Origin of the sequence: Micromonospora echinofusca, from assembly GCF_017614955.1 — a bacterium.
Taxonomy (GTDB): Bacteria; Actinomycetota; Actinomycetes; order Mycobacteriales; family Micromonosporaceae; genus Micromonospora; species Micromonospora echinofusca_A.
The window spans coordinates 18877-35546 of record NZ_WVUH01000019.1; the positions used below are offsets into that span (position 1 = coordinate 18877).

The 16670-nt window shown below is 72.0% G+C and carries 16 protein-coding genes and 1 pseudogene; all 17 read left to right on the forward strand.

All coding sequences use genetic code 11. The features are described 5' to 3' along the window. The first annotated feature begins 163 nt into the window (after positions 1 to 163). On the forward strand, positions 164 to 1531 hold the full coding sequence (locus GSF22_RS04470) for an ABC transporter substrate-binding protein (protein WP_208811450.1): 1368 nt from the start codon (positions 164 to 166) through the stop codon (positions 1529 to 1531). Between the two features lies 1 nt (position 1532). Beyond that, positions 1533 to 2498, forward strand: a complete 966-nt coding sequence (locus GSF22_RS04475) for a carbohydrate ABC transporter permease (RefSeq protein ID WP_208811451.1) — start codon at positions 1533 to 1535, stop codon at positions 2496 to 2498. Continuing rightward, positions 2495 to 3373 (forward strand): carbohydrate ABC transporter permease, encoded by an 879-nt coding sequence (locus GSF22_RS04480; RefSeq protein ID WP_208811452.1) that lies wholly within the window; start codon positions 2495 to 2497, stop codon positions 3371 to 3373. Before GSF22_RS04475 ends, GSF22_RS04480 begins: the two co-directional genes overlap by 4 nt. A gap of 32 nt (positions 3374 to 3405) precedes the next feature. Next, positions 3406 to 4347 (forward strand): phosphotriesterase family protein, encoded by a 942-nt coding sequence (locus GSF22_RS04485; protein WP_208811453.1) that lies wholly within the window; start codon positions 3406 to 3408, stop codon positions 4345 to 4347. An 85-nt stretch (positions 4348 to 4432) separates the two neighbouring features. Further along, positions 4433 to 5194 carry an SDR family NAD(P)-dependent oxidoreductase gene (locus GSF22_RS04490; protein ID WP_208811454.1) on the forward strand — a complete coding sequence of 254 codons (762 nt, stop codon included), beginning with the start codon at positions 4433 to 4435 and terminating at the stop codon, positions 5192 to 5194. A gap of 8 nt (positions 5195 to 5202) precedes the next feature. Beyond that, on the forward strand, positions 5203 to 6165 hold the full coding sequence (locus GSF22_RS04495) for a Gfo/Idh/MocA family protein (protein WP_208811455.1): 963 nt from the start codon (positions 5203 to 5205) through the stop codon (positions 6163 to 6165). Then, positions 6162 to 7364 carry an amidohydrolase/deacetylase family metallohydrolase gene (locus GSF22_RS04500; protein WP_208811456.1) on the forward strand — a complete coding sequence of 401 codons (1203 nt, stop codon included), beginning with the start codon at positions 6162 to 6164 and terminating at the stop codon, positions 7362 to 7364. The genes GSF22_RS04495 and GSF22_RS04500 overlap by 4 nt, the downstream gene beginning before the upstream one ends. Next, complete coding sequence (locus GSF22_RS04505; protein WP_208811457.1) at positions 7361 to 8566, forward strand: aminotransferase class V-fold PLP-dependent enzyme; 1206 nt, start codon at positions 7361 to 7363, stop codon at positions 8564 to 8566. The genes GSF22_RS04500 and GSF22_RS04505 overlap by 4 nt, the downstream gene beginning before the upstream one ends. A 5-nt stretch (positions 8567 to 8571) precedes the next feature. After that, positions 8572 to 9420 carry a fumarylacetoacetate hydrolase family protein gene (locus GSF22_RS04510; RefSeq protein WP_244366167.1) on the forward strand — a complete coding sequence of 283 codons (849 nt, stop codon included), beginning with the start codon at positions 8572 to 8574 and terminating at the stop codon, positions 9418 to 9420. After that, complete coding sequence (locus GSF22_RS04515; RefSeq protein ID WP_208811459.1) at positions 9417 to 10292, forward strand: hypothetical protein; 876 nt, start codon at positions 9417 to 9419, stop codon at positions 10290 to 10292. Before GSF22_RS04510 ends, GSF22_RS04515 begins: the two co-directional genes overlap by 4 nt. Then, on the forward strand, positions 10276 to 11106 hold the full coding sequence (locus tag GSF22_RS04520) for an IclR family transcriptional regulator (protein ID WP_208811460.1): 831 nt from the start codon (positions 10276 to 10278) through the stop codon (positions 11104 to 11106). The genes GSF22_RS04515 and GSF22_RS04520 overlap by 17 nt, the downstream gene beginning before the upstream one ends. 25 nt (positions 11107 to 11131) lie before the next feature. After that, positions 11132 to 11524, forward strand: a complete 393-nt coding sequence (locus GSF22_RS04525; RefSeq protein WP_208811461.1) for a Rid family detoxifying hydrolase — start codon at positions 11132 to 11134, stop codon at positions 11522 to 11524. A gap of 1 nt (position 11525) precedes the next feature. Continuing rightward, the gene (locus GSF22_RS04530; RefSeq protein ID WP_208811462.1) at positions 11526 to 12257 is read left to right on the forward strand and encodes a (Fe-S)-binding protein; all 732 of its coding nucleotides are present in this window, start codon (positions 11526 to 11528) and stop codon (positions 12255 to 12257) included. Then, positions 12254 to 13711, forward strand: coding sequence for a lactate utilization protein B (locus GSF22_RS04535; protein ID WP_208811463.1), 1458 nt, complete (start codon positions 12254 to 12256; stop codon positions 13709 to 13711). Before GSF22_RS04530 ends, GSF22_RS04535 begins: the two co-directional genes overlap by 4 nt. Further along, positions 13708 to 14328 (forward strand): LutC/YkgG family protein, encoded by a 621-nt coding sequence (locus GSF22_RS04540; protein ID WP_208811464.1) that lies wholly within the window; start codon positions 13708 to 13710, stop codon positions 14326 to 14328. Before GSF22_RS04535 ends, GSF22_RS04540 begins: the two co-directional genes overlap by 4 nt. 449 nt (positions 14329 to 14777) lie before the next feature. Further along, a complete protein-coding gene (locus GSF22_RS04545) occupies positions 14778 to 16361 on the forward strand; it encodes a DHA2 family efflux MFS transporter permease subunit (protein ID WP_208811465.1) in 1584 nt (527 codons plus the stop codon). 211 nt (positions 16362 to 16572) lie between these two features. Beyond that, a pseudogene (locus GSF22_RS34460) lies at positions 16573 to 16670 on the forward strand (cellulose-binding protein); the annotation flags it as partial.

The window sequence follows — 16670 nt, forward strand, 5'->3', positions numbered from 1 at the left end:
CACATCAGCGACAGAGCATGACGAAAGCCGCGCGGCCGTCGGGACGTCCACTGACGGCTGTTTCACATCCGGGTATTGCCCGCACCCCGCTGACCTGGTACGAATGCTCAACTTAGAACTGAGGTTCATGTATATGAACCACCCGGTCGCATCGGAGGATCACATGGATCAGCAGAACCCGAGGCCGGGAGTGGGCCTGACCGGCGCGTCGCTCTCCCGTAGGGGCATGCTGCGTGGTGCGCTCGCAGCGGGTCTCGCCGTTCCCTCCGTACCCCTGCTCGCCGCCTGTGGCGGCAGCTCCCAACCGAAGACCAACGACACTCCCGGCACGCTGTCGATGACCGCCTGGGAGGCGTACCCCGAACAGATCAGGGCACTTCTCGCCAAGTTCAAGGACCAGTCCGCCGTGCCGGTGGACCTCTCCCTCATCCCGAACGTCGGCTACGGACCCGCGTTGCAGACCCGGCTCCAGGGTGGCCAGGCGATCGACGTCTTCTACAACTTCGCCTACGCCTCGACCAAGTACGTCGACGCGGGCTGGGCCGCCACCCTCAACAAGCTGCCCGGCGTCGAGGAACTGATCGACGACATGTTCCCGGCGTCGGCCGCCCGGCACCGCCTGGCCGACGGCCGCATCATCAGCGTCCCGTACTTCTCGGCCGTGCACTCGCTGATGTACAACGAGAACCAGCTCCGCAAGAACGGCATCGCAGCCCCTCCGGCCACCAAGGAGGAGGTGTACGCGCAGAGCAAGAAACTCAAGGCCGCCGGGGTGCCCAGCCCGTACGCCGCGTACTGGACCAAGCAGTTCCTGGAGGAGTACTTCCTCGTCTACCTGCTGGCCGACGGGATCACCCCGTTCGACGGCAAGGGCGCACCGGCCTTCGCCGACGACCCCCGCACGCTGGAGGTCATGGAGTGGTGGAAGTCCATGTACCAGGAGGGCCTGACCTCCAAGGAGGTCCTCACCGCCGACCCCGGGGCGCACGTCACCGCGATGGCGCAGGGCAACTCCAGCTTCTTCGAACTGCACCACTACTTCCTCCAGATCGTCCGCACCACCGACGGCCCGGAGTCGAAGAACGTCACGATGCTGTACCGCAGTCCGGGTACCAGCGGTAAGACCCTCCAGATCGGCGAGGTCATCCAGCTCGGCGCGAAGGCCGGCGGCCAGCGTGCCCAGGACGCCTGGAAGCTGCTGAAGTTCTACGGCTGGAAGGACGACTCCGGGGCGTACTCGACGTTCAGCTCCTGGGCGAAGGCGGCGGCCCTGCTCGGGCCGTACCCGGGACTGTTCAAGGACAAGGACTTCCTCGCGGCCTTCCCGTCGTACTTCGACATGGCCAAACTGGAGGACGCGTTCGCCAACCAGAGCGACGTGGTGCCCGCCCGGGTCACCCCGTGGTACGCCTCGTTCCAGGTCAAGGTCGGCGACCGCATCCAGGCGATGCTGCTCGGCCAGGCCGGGGTCAAGGAGACCGTCGACTCCCTCGCGTCGGATGCGAAGAACCTTGCCGCCGCAGGTCAGTGACGTGTCGGCACCGACCATCGGGCAGGCACCGCCCGCAGCGCCCCGGACCGGCCGGCCGGCGACCCGCCGCCGGTCGGTCCAGGGCCGGGCCGACGCCCGGTTCGGGCTGCTGCTGGCCACCCCCGCACTCCTGCTCGTCCTGGGGCTGGTGGCCTGGCCGGCCCTGCGGACCACCCTGTACTCCCTGCAACGGGTCAACCTCGCCGGCGAGGAGAGCTGGGCGGGGCTGGCGAACTTCCGGACCCTCCTCACCGACGAGCAGTTCCTCGGGTCGCTGACCACGACCGTACTCTACGCGGTCGGCTTCCTGCTCGTGTCCACCCTGCTCGGGCTGGCCTTCGCCCTGCTGCTCAACGAGACCTTCCACGGGCAGTGGCTGGCCCGGAGCCTGCTCATCGTCCCGTGGGCCTGCCCGTGGGTGATGTGCGGGATCATCTGGAAATGGTTCGTCGACGGTGAGGTGGGCGCCCTCAACGGCGCGCTCTACCAGCTCGGGGTGATCGACAGCTACGCGGCACCGCTGTCGGACAACACCGGCGCGCTGGTCGTCGCGGTCCTCGCCGGGGCCTGGCGGCAGGCGTCGTTCACCGGGCTGCTGATCCTGGCCGGCCTCCAGACGATCCCCCGGGAGCTGCCGGAGGCGGCAATGGTCGACGGGGCGAACATCTGGCAGCGGTTCCGGCACCTGACCCTGCCGTGGCTACGGCCGGTGATCGTGGTGGTGGTCATCATCAACACGATCTTCGGGTTCATGCAGTTCGACACCGTCTGGGCGCTCACCCAGGGCGGCCCGGGGGACGCCACGTCGGTGCTGTCGATCTACCTCTACCAGCAGCTCTTCGTCTACACCAACACCGGACTGGGCTCGGCCACCGCCGTCGTGCTCGGGGTGATCGCCCTCGTGCTGGGCTTCGTGTTCGTCAAGCTGCTGTACCGGTCGACCGCCATCGCGGAGGGCGTGGAATGAGGACGTCACTGTTGCGCCGCACGCTGGTGTACGGCGGGTTCGCCCTGTTCCTGGTCTGGATCCTGTTCCCGCTGTACTTCACCGCGTTGAGCAGCTTCATGACCCCGTCGGAGATCGGGTCGGTGCCGTTCCACTGGCTGCCGGAGGACCCGACCCTGGCCAACTACGTCGCCATCTTCACCGGCGACAGCGCCCCGTTCTCCTCGGGGCAGGACGGCGGGATCGTCTCCAGCACCGACGCGGTCGCCCGGCTGATGCCGGCGATCGGGCGCAGCCTGCTGGTCGGGTTCGCGGTCGTGGCCAGCAACCTGATCATCGGCGGAGCGGCCGGGTACGCCTTCTCCCGGTACGAGTTCCGCGGTTCCACCCTGGCGTACCTGCTGCTGCTCGCCTCCCGGGTGGTCCCGGCGATCGCCATCGTGCTGCCGTTCTTCATCGTGTTCCGGCAGGCCGGGTTGCTGAACACCTCACTGGCCCTGGTGATCAGCTACAACGCGTTCACCCTGCCGCTGGCGGTGTGGCTGCTCAAGACCTACTTCGACAGCGTGCCCAAGGAGCTGGAGGAGGCCGCCAAGATCGACGGGGCGTCCCGGCTGCGCTGCCTGCTGATCATCGTCGTGCCGATCGCCCGTCCCGGGCTGATCGCGGCCGGGTTGCTGGTGTTCCTGGAGGCGTGGAGCGAGTTCTTCTACTCGCTGGTGCTGACCAACGGGCTCACCGTCCCGCCGGTCGTCGCCGGACTCCAGAACCTCCAGCAGTTCTCCTGGACGACGTTGGCCGCCGCGACGATGTTCACCGTCGTCCCGCCGGTGCTGATCGCACTGGCCTTCCAGCGCTACATCGTGACCGGGCTGGCCGCAGGGAGCGTCAAGTGACCGTGCCGCACACAGTGGAGGGAACCGTACCGATGGCAACGTGGACCGGCCGGGTGATGACCGTACGGGGGCCGATCGACCCCGGCGAGATGGGCAACACCCTCACCCACGACCACCTGCTCTGCGACGGATGGGGGCTACGGCAACTGTACGAGGCGATCCTCGACGACGAGGAGATCGCCGTCGAGGAGGCCCGACGGTTCGCCGCAGCCGGCGGCGGCACGATCTGCGACCCGACGAACATCGGACTGAAGCGGGACCCGCAGGCACTGCACCGGATCAGCGTCGCCTCCGGGGTGCACGTGGTGATGGGCGCCGGCTGGTACCGGGAGGTCGTCTACCCGGACTACATCGAGACCGACAGCACCGAGGCGCTGGCCGCACGACTGGTCGCGGAGATCGTCGACGGGGTCGACGGCACCGGCATCCGGCCCGGGTTCATCGGCGAGATCGGCACCGAACGGGGCTTCATCAGCCCGCCGGTGGAACGGGTCTTCCGGGCCGCCGGGCGGGCCCACCGCCGCACCGGCTGCCCGATCATGACCCACACCACCCACTGGGGCGAACTGGCCCTGGAACAGCTCGACCTGCTCGCCGAGGAACAGGTCGACCCGGCACACGTGATCGTGTCGCACCTCGGTGACCGGCGCGGGGTCCGCTGGTGGCTGCCGATCGCCGAGCGGGGCGCCTGGCTCAACATCGACAACCTGGCGTTCGTGCAGGGGTACGCACCGCTGGAGTTCCGCGCCGACAACGTCGCCGAGCTGTGCGCGCTCGGCCTGGCCGGACAGGTGATGCTCTCCAACGACATCTGCGAGCTGGGCCAGCTGGCCGCGTACGGCGGGGTGGGCTACGCCAACGTGATCGAGAACTTCCTGCCCATGCTGCGCCAGCGGGGGGTGTCCGAGGAGGACATCCACCGGATGACGGTCGCGAACCCCGCGCGGGCGTTCGCGTACGCCGCACCGTCGTGACCGGCTCACCCCACCGGCCGGCGCCCGCCGGTCGGTGGGGGTACCGGCAGGCCCGCGAAACCGTGAAGGAACGTGGAGACAGAGCATGAACTCAACCGCAGTCGTCGTCGGCGCGGGTCGGGGCATCGGACAGGCGATCGGCGAGGACCTCGCCCGCAGCTACCCGCAGGACCGGCTGATCCTCGCCGACGTCAACCTCACGCTGGTCGAACAGGTCGCCGCGTCGCTCCGGGACCGGGGCGTGGACGCCGTCGCCCACTTCGTCGACCTGGCCGACCCGGAGTCCGTACGCCAACTGGTCGACCGGACCCCCGGCGCGGACCGGGTCGCGATCGCCGCCGGCATCTTCGACAGCTCCCCCACCCTCGACGTCGACGTCGCCGACTTCGAACGGATCATCCGGGTCAACACCATCGGCTGCTTCGACGTCGCCCGCCGCTACGCCGCCGACATGGCCACCCGGGGTTCCGGCTCCATCGTCGCGATCGCCTCCATCGCCGCCCGGATGCCCCGGATGCGCCAGGCGGCGTACGCGGCCTCGAAGGCCGGGCTACGGCAGGCGCTGCGGGTGCTGGCGATGGAGGTCGCCGGCGACGGCGTCCGGGTCAACACCGTGTCGCCCGGCGCCACGGACACCGAGATGATGCGGCAACTGGCCAGCGACCACGCCACCATCGACGACCTGGCCGAGGGCAGCCTGATCGCGTTCCGGCCCCGGATCCCGGCCGGCCGGGTCGCCCGGGGCGCGGACATCGCCTCCGTCGTGCGGTTCCTGCTCTCCCCCGACAGCTCGCACATCCTCCTCGGCGACGTCGTCGTCGACGGCGGCGAACTGCTGGGGATGTAGGGGGAGACATGCTCAGGCTCGGGATCATCGGCGCCGGCATCATGGGCGCCCGGGTGGCGGACACGGCCGGCGGTCTGCCCGGGGTGGCGGTGACCGCGGTCGCCGACCCACGGCGCGAACAGGCGGCCCGGGTGGCGGCCGGGTGCGGGGCCGCCGCGTTCGACGACTACCCCGACCTGCTGCGGTCCGGGCTGGTCGACGCCGTCTACGTCGGCCTGCCGCACCGGTGGCACACGGCGGCCTGCGTGGCGGCGGCGGCGCACGGGGTGCACGTCCTGATCGACAAGCCGCTGTGCACCACCGTTCCCGAGGCCGAGCAGATCGTCACGGCCCGGGACCGGTCGGGTGTCACGCTGATGGTCGGCTTCAGCTACCGCTTCCGGGCCGAGTGGATCCGGGCCCGGCAGGCGGTGGCCGACGGCCTGATCGGCACCCCGGAGTACGTCTCCGACGTGATCGCCGAGGCGGACCCGGACACGCCGGCGTGGTACTGGGCCGCCGACGAGGGCGGGGGCATCGTCCAGTTGCAGGCCCACCACTGCTTCGACCGCCTCGCCTGGCTGGTCGGCAGCCCGCTGACCGAGATCACCTGCCGCACGGTCGGCCCGGCGGGTGGGGCGCCGACGGCGGCGACGCTCAGCGGGGTCCTCGCCTCGGGCGCGGTCGTCGGTATCGGGCTCTCCTTCGGCCGTACCCACCGGGCGGACGCCCGTACCCTCTGCCTGGTCCAGGGCAGCGCCGGACAGCTGCACCTGGACCAGACCCGGACGCTGACCGTCCGGACGGCGGAGGCGGAACGCGTCGAGTCGTACGCCGACGACGACTGGCTCACCCGGCAGCTCGCCGCGTTCGTCGACGCCTGCGCCGGCTCCGGCGGGCCGGTCCCCACCGCCGAGGACGGCCACTACGCCGTACGGTGTGCCGTCGCCGCCGAGGAGTCGGCCCGGACCGGACGGGCGGTGCGGCTGTGACCGCCGGGTTCACCCTCCGGGGCGGACTGGTCTGCGACCCGGAGGCCGGCACGCTCCGCCCCGCCGACGTGGTGGTCCGCGACGGCCGGATCGCGGCGGTCGTGGACCGCACCGCCGGGTCGGACGGCGACGGCCGCCCGGCTGGGGAACACCGGACGACTCCGGACCCGGTGATCGACGTGCCGGGGCTGGTCGTCACCCCCGGCCTGGTCGACCTGCACACGCACGTCTTCGTCGGTCAGGACCTCGGGGTCGACCCGGACGTCGTCGGCCCGCCGTCCGGGGTGACCACGATGATCGACACCGGTAGTGCGGGTGGGCACCTGTTCGGTGCGTTCCTGCGCAGCACCGTGGACGTGGTCGGTCCCCGGGTCCGCGCGTTCGTCAACATCTCCAGCATCGGCACCACCAGCATCCTGCTCTCCGGCGAGCTGACCAACCTCGACTACGTCGACGTACGGGTCTGCCGGGAGGCGGTCGAGGCGTACCCGGACCAGATCGTCGGGGTGAAGATCCGCGCCTCGCACAACGTGGCGGCCGACAACGGCACGGTCGCCCTGGACCGGGCCCGGCAGGTCGCCGACGCGACCGGACTGCCGCTCATGGTCCACCTGGGACCGCAACCCCCGTCCCTGCCGCAGATCCTGGACCGGCTCGGCCCCGGTGACATCCTCACCCACTGCTTCACCGCGCTGTCCGGGTACCCGCTCACCGCGCAGGGCCGGGCGGTGGACGTGGTCGCCCGCGCCCAGCAGCGCGGAGTCGTCTTCGACGTCGGACACGGCATGTCCGGCTTCGACCGCGACCAGGCGCGCGCCGCCGTCGACGCCGGTTTCCTGCCCGACACGATCAGCTCCGACCTGCACCGGTACTCCCGGGACATCGTCGTCGACCTGCCGCACGTCATGGCCACGTTCCTCGCCATGGGCGTCAGCCTCACCGAGGTGGTCCGACGGACCACGGTCGTCCCCGCCACGGTGGTGGGACTGGACCGGCTCGGCGTGGGCACCCTGCGCCCCGGCGCCCCGGCCGACCTGGCGGTCCTGCGGGTCACCGGCACCGGCGGGCCGGAAACCGCCGGCCACCCCACCGGCGTGCCGACCGTCACCGCCGTGCTGACCGTCCAGCAGGGCCGCATCGTCCACCGCACCCTCCCCGGCCACCCCACCTCGTACCCCGAAGGGCACTCCACGCGATGACCGACATCTACGCGGATCTGGGCATCCGTACCCTGATCAACGCCGTCGGCCCGGCCACCCGGCTCGGCGGTCTCCCGCTCTCCGACGAGGTCGTCGAGGCGATGCGAGCGGCCGGGCAGCGCAACGTCCGGATGGACGAACTCCAGGAGGCGGCCGGCGCCGAGATCGCCGCGCTCGTCGGCGCCCCGGCCGCCTACGTCACCAGCGGGGCGGCTGCCGCACTGAGCCTGGCCACGGCCGTCTGCCTGGCCGGGGACCGGCCCGCCGCCGTGGACGCCCTGCCGGCCGTGGCCGGCCCGCGCCGCCGGGTCGTCGTGCAGCGGGCGCACCGGGACCCGTACGACCACGCGATGACCGCGGTCGGCGCGGAACTGGTGGAGATCGGCTACCCCGGCTCCACCCGCCCGGACGAACTGGCCCGGGAACTCGACGACCGTACGGCGATGGTGCTGTGGCGGCCCGGCCGGGGCGGTGACCACCTGGACATCACCGAGGTGTCCGCCCTGGCCCGGGCCGCCGGGGTGCCGGTACTGGTCGACGCCGCGATGGACGTCCCGCCGCTGAGCCGGCTCGCCGCCCTGTTCGACGGCGGCGCCGACCTGGTGGCGATCAGTGGCGGCAAGGCGTTCCGGGGCCCGCACACCGCCGGCATCCTCTGTGGACGTGCCGACCTGGTCGCCGCGGTGGCCCTGCACCACCAGGACATGGACATCCGGCCCCGCACCTGGCGGCGCTCCGAGGTCACCGGGGCCGACCCGGTACGCGGCCGGCACGGCATCGGCCGGGGCATGAAGGTGGGTCGGGAACAGATCGTCGGCCTGCTGGTCGCGGTCCGGGCCTTCGTCCGGGACCCCGACGCCCACCACCGGCGCGGCCGGCAGGAACTCGCCGACCTCCGGGCCCTGCTCGACGCGGACAACCGCTGCGTGGTCCGGGACGACCACGAACACCACCTGGACGTACCGGTGGTCGAGATCGACCTGTCCCCGTCCGGCCGGCAGGCCGACGAGATCGTCCGGGAACTGGACCGGGGCAACCCCCGGATCCACGTCGGCGAGGACCTGGCCTGGCGGGACGTGCTCACCGTCAACCCGATGGGACTGCACCCCGGCGACGGGACCGCCCTGGCCCGTCGGCTGATCGAGATCCTCGACGCCGGCCCCGGGCACGGTGCGGCGGACGCCCAGGAGGTCGGGCGGTGAAGCTGATGCGGATCGGCGCGCCCGGCGCCGAACAACCGGTGGTCCGCGTCGCCGACGACGACCACCGGGACCTGCGCCCGGTCACCCGGGACATCGACGCGGCCTTCCTGGCCGGCGGCGGACTGGACCGGGTCCGCCAGGCGGTCGAGACCGGGACCCTGCCCCGGCTGGACGTCACCGGGGCGCGGATCGGCGCACCGGTCGCCCGGCCCGGCGCGGTGCTGTGCATCGGGATGAACTACGCGGCGCACGCCGCCGAGTCCGGTGCGGCGCCGCCGGAACAGCCGGTGCTGTTCTACAAGTCACCGAACACCGTGGTCGGTCCGCAGGACACCGTGCTCATCCCGCGCGGCTCGCAGCGCACCGACTGGGAGGTCGAACTCGCCGTCGTGCTGGCCCACCGGGCCCGGTACCTCGACTCGCCGGACGAGGCGGCGGCGCTCGTCGCCGGGTACGCCATCTCCAACGACCTCTCCGAGCGTTCGTTCCAGCTCGACGTCTCCGGTGGACAGTGGTCCAAGGGGAAGAGCTGCGAGACGTTCAATCCGATGGGTCCGTGGCTGGTCACCCCGGACGAGGTCGGCGACCCGCAGGCGTTGCGCCTGCGGAGCTGGGTCAACGGCGAGGCCCGCCAGGACTCCAGCACCGCCGACATGATCTTCGGGGTGCACTTCCTGATCTACCACCTCAGCCAGTACCTCGTGCTCGAACCGGGCGACGTGGTGAACACCGGCACCCCGCAGGGGGTGGCGCTCTCCGGCCGCTTCCCCTACCTGCGCCCCGGTGACGTGGTGGAGACGGCGATCGACGGTCTCGGCCAGCAGCGCAGCACCTGCGCGGCGGTGGCGTCGTGAGCCCGGCGACGGGCGCGGCGGACGTCGGGGGCACCGGAGCCGGCGGCGGGTTCACCCTGACGGCGGTGCCGGTGGCCCGGCTGCCCATCCCCGGCTGGGAGGCGTTCTTCGGCGAGAACGACACCACCTTCCACGACCTGTACTTCTACGTGTGGCTGGTCAGCGACGGCACCCGAACCGGGCTGATCGACCTGGGCCTGCCCCTGCACGCCGACGACCGGTCCGCGCTGGACCGGGCCTGCCAGGGCGTCGACCCGCGCAGCCGGTTCCACGACGTGCGGCTGCTGCCGCAGGTCCTCGACGACCTCGGGGTACGCGGCGAGGACATCGACTTCGTGCTGCTGACCCAGACCATCACGTACCACACCGGAGGGCTGGACCCGGCGCTGCTGCCCCGGGCCACCGTGTACGTCCCGCACGCCGGCGTCCGGGAGATGCTGTGCGCGCCACCCGGCCATCCGCCCACCGCGTTCTACTTCACCGCGCCCGGCTGGGCGGCGCTGCGGGAGCTGGCCGTGGCGGGACGGCTGGTGGTGACCGACGGGCCGGTGACGGTCGCCCCGGGCCTGGTGTTCGAAACCACCGGCGGTCACCACCCCGGGTCGGCCGGGGTGCGGGTCCACACCGGACACGGCCTGGTCGGACTGCTGGAGACCGCGTTCTTCGCCCGCAACGTCGCCGAGGAACTGCCGATCGGGATCGCCGAGGACGCCGCGACATGCCGCCGAATCATCAAGGAGTATCGACGGACCTGTGATGAGGTGGTGGCGCTGCACGACCCGGGCAACGCCGACCGGTTCCGGCCCGGGGCCGCGGCGCCACCCCCGACCACCCGGCAGCGAGGAGTCCCGGACCATGACCTCCGCCCGTAACAGCACACCGGACAGCCCCTCGGCGGCCGGCGTCAAGTCGGCCGAACGGGCGCTGGACCTGATGGAGTACCTGGCGACCCGCCGGTCCGGGGCCACCTTCCCGCAGATCAGCCAGGATCTCGGCCTGCCCAAGAGCAGCCTGCACGGCCTGCTGACCACCCTGGTCAACCGGGGGTGGCTCTACCTGGACGAGGAGAGCCGCCGCTACCGGATCGGCATGCGGGTCTGGGAGACCGCGCAGAGCTTCGTCTACCTGGACAGCCTCGCCCACCACGCCGACCGGCACCTCACCGCCGCCCGCGACGACCTGGACGAGACCGTGCAACTGGCGGTCCTCGACGGGATCGACAACGTCTACGTCGCCAAGGTCGAGGCCGACCACCCGCTGCGGCTGGTCTCCCGGGTGGGCATGCGGCTGCCCGCGTACGCCACCGGGCTGGGCAAGGTGCTGCTGGCCCATCTCGAACCGGCCGACCTGCGGGCCCGGCTGCGGGGCGTGACCATGCGCCGGTTCACCGAACACACCATCACCACCCCCGAACTGCTCCAGGAGCGGATCCGGGAGATCCGGGAACGCGGTTTCGGGGAGGACGACGGCGAGTACACCCCCGGGGTGTTCTGCGTCGCCGTGCCGGTACGCGACGCCAGTGGCCGGGTGGTGGCCGCGATGAGCTGCTCGATCCCCCGCGCCCGGCTCACCGAGGGCCAGGCGCACCGCGACCGGCTGGTGGACTCGCTCAGCCGGCACGCCGAAGGACTGTCCCGGGAACTCGGCTGGACCGGCGTCGACCGGTACGCCGGCGCCCCGTCCTGACCATCGACACCGACAGGAGACCGTGATGGTGCACCAGGTACAGACCGACCAGGCGCCGGCACCGGCCGGCGCGTACTCCCAGGCGCTGGTCGTCGGCGGGATGATCTACACCGCCGGGATGGGACCGGCCGATCCCGCCACCGGGGAACTCGTCGGCGACGACATCGACACGCAGACCACCCAGGTGCTGCGCAACCTGGACGCGGTACTGCGGGCCGGCGGCAGTTCCCTGGACCGGGTCGTGAAGGTCACCGTGCACCTGGCGGACCTGGCCGACTTCGCCGGGTTCGACCGGGCGTACCGGCGGCTGATGTCCGAGCCGTACCCGGTGCGTACCACCGTCGGATCGGCGCTGGCCGGGATCCTCGTCGAGATCGACTGCGTGGCGACGGTCGACGCCGTCCCGCACGTGGGCTGAGATGCGGATCGCGCTCTTCGTCACCTGCGTCAACGACCTCGTCTTCCCGGGTACCGGCCGGGCGGTGGTGCGGCTGCTCGAACGCCTCGGGCACCGGGTGGACTTCCCGCCGGAGCAGACGTGCTGCGGCCAGATGCACGCCAACAGCGGGTACCGGGCGGAGGCGCTGCCGCTGGTGCGGGGCTTCGTCGCCGCGTTCGACCGGTACGACGTGGTGGTGGCCCCCTCCGGTTCGTGTGTGGCCATGGTGCGCGACGGGTACCCCCGGCTGGCCGAGGGCGATCCGGCGCTGCACGCCGCCGTGACCGCCCTCGCCCCACGCACCCTGGAGCTGTCCGAGCTGCTGGTGGACGTGCTGGGTGCCACGGACGTCGGCGCGACCTTCCCGCACCGGGTGGCCTACCACCCGACCTGTCACGGGCTGCGGATGCTCCGGCTGGGCGACCGGCCCCGGCGGCTGCTCGCCTCGGTGCGGGGTCTCGACCTGGTCGAGCTGGCCGAACCGGAGCAGTGCTGCGGGTTCGGCGGTACCTTCGCCCTGAAGAACAGCGCGGTGTCCGGGGCGATGCTGGCCGACAAGTGCGCCGACGCCGTGGCCAGCGGCGCGGAGTACCTCGCGGCGGCGGACAACTCCTGCCTGGCGCACATCGGCGGTGGGCTGGCCCGGCGCCCGGGAGCGCCCCGCCCGATCCACTACGCCGAGATCCTGGCCGGACCGGAGGAGGACCGGTGACCGGTACCGGACGCATCACCGCCGCCCTGCCGTTCCCCGTCGCGGCCCGCCGGCAGCTCGCCGACGGGCAGTTGCGGGACAACCTGCGGCGGGCCACCCGCACCATCCGCGACCGACGGGCCCGCACGGTGGCGCAGGTGCCGGACTGGGAGGCACTGCGGGCGGCGGGTACGGCGATCAAGGACGACGTGCTCGGCCGGCTACCGGAGCTGCTCGAACAGTTCGAGGCGGCGGCCGGTGCCGCCGGTGCGCAGGTGCACTGGGCCCGGGACGCGGCCGAGGCGTGCGCGGTGGTCACCGACCTGGTGCGGGCCACCGGGGCCGACGAGGTGGTCAAGGTCAAGTCGATGGCCACCCAGGAGATCGGGTTGAACGAGGCGCTCGCCGCCGCCGGGATCAGCGCCGTGGAGACGGACCTGGCCGAGCTGATCGTGCAGCTCGCCGGCGACACCCCGTCGCACATCCTGGTACCGGCGATCCACTACAACCGTCGACAGATCCGGGACATCCTCGCCGCCGGGCTGCCGGCGGCCGACGCGGCCCGGCTGACCGACGACCCGGCGGTCCTCGCCGAGGTGGCCCGGTACCGGCTCCGGCAGCGGTTCCTCACCGCCCGGGTGGCGGTCTGCGGGGCGAACTTCGCCGTCGCGGAGACCGGCTCCCTGGTGGTGGTGGAGTCCGAGGGCAACGGTCGGATGTGCCTGACCCTGCCGGAGACGCTGATCTGTGTCGTCGGGGTGGAGAAGGTGGTGCCGACCTTCACCGATCTGGAGGTCTTCCTCCAGCTCCTGCCGGCCTCGGCCACCGGGGAGCGGATGAACCCGTACACGTCGGTGTGGACCGGGGTACGCCCCGGCGACGGTCCCCGGTCGGTGCACGTCGTCCTGCTGGACAACGGGCGCAGCGACACCCTCGCCGACCGGGTGGGCCGGCAGGCGCTGCGGTGCATCCGCTGCTCCGCCTGCCTCAACGTCTGTCCGGTGTACGAGCAGGTCGGCGGGCACGCGTACGGCTCGACCTACCCCGGCCCGATCGGGGCGATCCTGTCCCCGCAGCTCACCGGCCCCGACGGGGGCGCCAACCGGACCCTGCCGTACGCCTCCACGCTCTGCGGCGCCTGCTACGACGTGTGCCCGGTCCGGATCAACATCCCCGAGGTGCTGGTGCACCTGCGCCAGGTGGGCGTCGACGCGCGCCGCGACCGGCCGTCCCCGGAACGCGCCGCCCTGCGGGCGATGTCCTGGGTGATGCGGGACCGGCGGCGGTACCGGGCGGCGCTGCGGGCCGCCCGACGGGGTGCGGCGCCGCTGCGCCGGGTGGGTGGCCGACGGGGCGGCGTACGGCGGCTGCCCTGGCCGCTGTCCGCCTGGACGACCGCGCGGGACGCGCCACTGCCGCCCGGGCAGACCTTCGGTGAGTGGTGGGCCGGTCGGAACCCGGAGGCCCACCGGTGACCGCCCGTGCCGACATCCTGGCCCGGCTGCGGGCCGCCCGCGCGACGGCACCGGGCGTCGTGCCCCGCGACTACGACCGCGCCCCGGTGGTGGCCGACCTGATCGGGGTGTTCGTCGACCGGCTGGCCGACTACCGGGCCGGGGTGCACCGGACCGGATCGGACCGGCTGCCGGAGGTCCTGGCCGGGTTGCTGCCCGACAATGGCGTGCTCGTGGTGCCCCCGGGGCTGCCGGCGGACTGGTTGGCCGGGCGCGCAGGGCCGGTCCGGCGCGACGGCACACCCGGCCCGCTGTCGGTGACCGACCTGGCGGCCGACGGGGTCTCGGTACTCACCGGCTGCGCGGTCGGCGTGGCCCGGACCGGCACGATCGTCCTGGACTGCGCGCCGGACCAGGGTCGCCGCCTGCTCACCCTGGTACCGGACCATCACGTCTGCGTCGTCCGGGCCACGCAGGTGACGGCCGGGCTGCCCGGCGCGCTGGCCCGGTTGGCCGATCCCACCCGCCCGCTGACGTTCGTCTCGGGCCCGTCGGCCACCAGTGACATCGAGCTGACCCGGGTCGAGGGGGTGCACGGGCCACGTCGGCTGGACGTGGTGGTCGTCGACGACCGGTAGGGCACCGGCCGCCGGTACCCGGTACGGCTCCGGCGGCCGGCGGAGCTTCCACGGCCGGTACGGCTCCGGCGGCCGGTGGAGCTTCGACGCCGTATCGCGGTGGACGTGACGAGCGTCACCGGTCGGGCCGGCGTGCCCCGCGACCGTCGTGCGTCGGATCCGACGGGTCCGGCGCAGCCGCCCTGACCGGGGTCGGGACGACGGCGCCCGCCGTCGTGACGCGGATCGATCAGCCGACGGCAACCGGGCTCACGCACCGTGTCCATGATCCTCCGGAGGGTGTCGCGCGCTCCTCCCAGCAGGTGTGATGCCCGATAACCCGCGCGCCGGGCGTCGGTCCCGCTGGATAGTCTGCCTGCCGACGTCGCCTCACATTCAGTACCTCCGGCCCGGCAGGCGCGGTGCTCTCCACCGTCGGTGGGCCGAGACCGACCTTCAGGAGAATCTTGGTGACCCCGCAACCCGTCGCGACAACGGACAAGTTAGACGCCACAGTCCTCAAGGTGGCCGGCGTCGTCGTCCTCGGCGCCATCATGTCGATCCTCGACGTGACCGTGGTCAGCGTCGCGATCCCGACCTTCCAGAGCGAGTTCGACGCGTCCTACGCCCGGGTCGCGTGGACGATGACCGGTTACACCCTGGCACTGGCCACCGTGATCCCGATCTCCGGATGGGCCGCCGACCGGTTCGGCACCAAGCGTCTCTACATGGCCGCGCTGGCGCTGTTCACGATCGGCTCCGGGCTGTGCGCCACCGCCGACACGATCGGACAGTTGATCGCCTGGCGGGTCGTGCAGGGGCTCGGCGGCGGCATGCTGATGCCGCTGGGCATGACGATCATGACCCGGGCGGCCGGCCCGCACCGGATCGGCCGGTTGATGGCGGTCCTGGGCATCCCGATGCTGCTCGGGCCGATCGGTGGGCCGATCCTCGGTGGCTGGCTGATCGACACGGCGAGCTGGCAGTGGATCTTCCTGATCAACCTGCCGATCGGTGCCGTCGCACTGGTCTACGCGCAGCTCGCGCTACCGAAGGACAACCCGGAGCCGTCGGAGTCGTTCGACTTCGTCGGCATGCTGATGCTCTCCCCCGGTCTGGCCCTGTTCCTCTACGGGGTCTCCTCCCTGCCCGAGGCGGGCACGTTCGCCGACGCCGAGGTGTGGCTGCCGATGGTGGTCGGCGCCGCGCTGGTGGTGGCGTTCGTGCTGTACTCGTTCAAGCCCCGGCACCCACTGCTCGACCTGCGACTATTCGCCAACCGGAACCTGACCATCGCCTCAGTGACCCTGTTCGTGTTCATCATCGCGTTCATGGGCGCGGGGCTGCTGTTCCCCAGTTACTTCCTCCAGGTCCGGGGGGAGACCACACTCACCGCCGGCCTGTTGATGGCGCCGCAGGGCATCGGTGCGATGCTCACCATGCCGATCGCCGGCATGCTGGCCGACAAGGTCCCGGTGGGGCGCACGGTGCCGTTCGCGCTGGTCCTCATCGCGGCGGGCTTCTTCACCTTCACCCAGCTCGACGCGGACACCTCCTACGTGCTGCTCTGCGGCTCGCTGTTCGTCATGGGCCTGGGCATGGGTGGCACGATGATGCCGATCATGACCTCGGCGCTGCGTACCCTGCACGCCAACGAGGTGGCCCGGGGTTCCACGCTGGTCAACATCCTCCAGCAGATCGGCGGCTCGGTCGGCGCCGCAGTGATGTCGGTGATCCTGACCAACGAGCTGAACGGTTCCCAGCCGATCCCCGGTGCGACCACCCCGGACGGCGAGCCGGTCACCGAGGCGGGTCTGGCCATCGCCGCCCAGCAGCAGCCGGGGCTGCTCCAGCAGTTCCCGGTGGACCCGGCGCTCATCCAGCGCGGTCTGGACTTCGCGGCGGACTCCTTCGCGACGACGTTCTGGGTGGGGTTCGTGCTGGTGCTGGTCACGTTCGTTCCGGCGGCCCTGCTGCCGCGACGGCGCGAACCGTCGCACCTGGCCGACGGCCAGGAGGCGGCGCAGGCCCCGACGCCGGTGGTCATGCACTGAGTTGCGGTTCGACGGGCCGTCCGGGGCAACCCGGGCGGCCCGTCGCCGTTTCCGGGCCGGGCCGTCGATGTCCACGGTCCGGGCCGGGCCGGGCCGGGCCGCCGGCTGTCACCGCCGCCGGCCGCCCGGGTCATGATTTATAGAAAAGAACCTTTACTGTTAACAAGCTTTAATTTATCTTCATGGCATCTCCCCCACCGAAGGAGTCGTCATGCGCCGAAGAATCGCCGTCCCCCTGCTCGCAGCGGGCACCGTAGCTTCCACCCTGGCCGTCGCCGCCCCCGCCCAGGCCCACGGGTACGTCTCGTC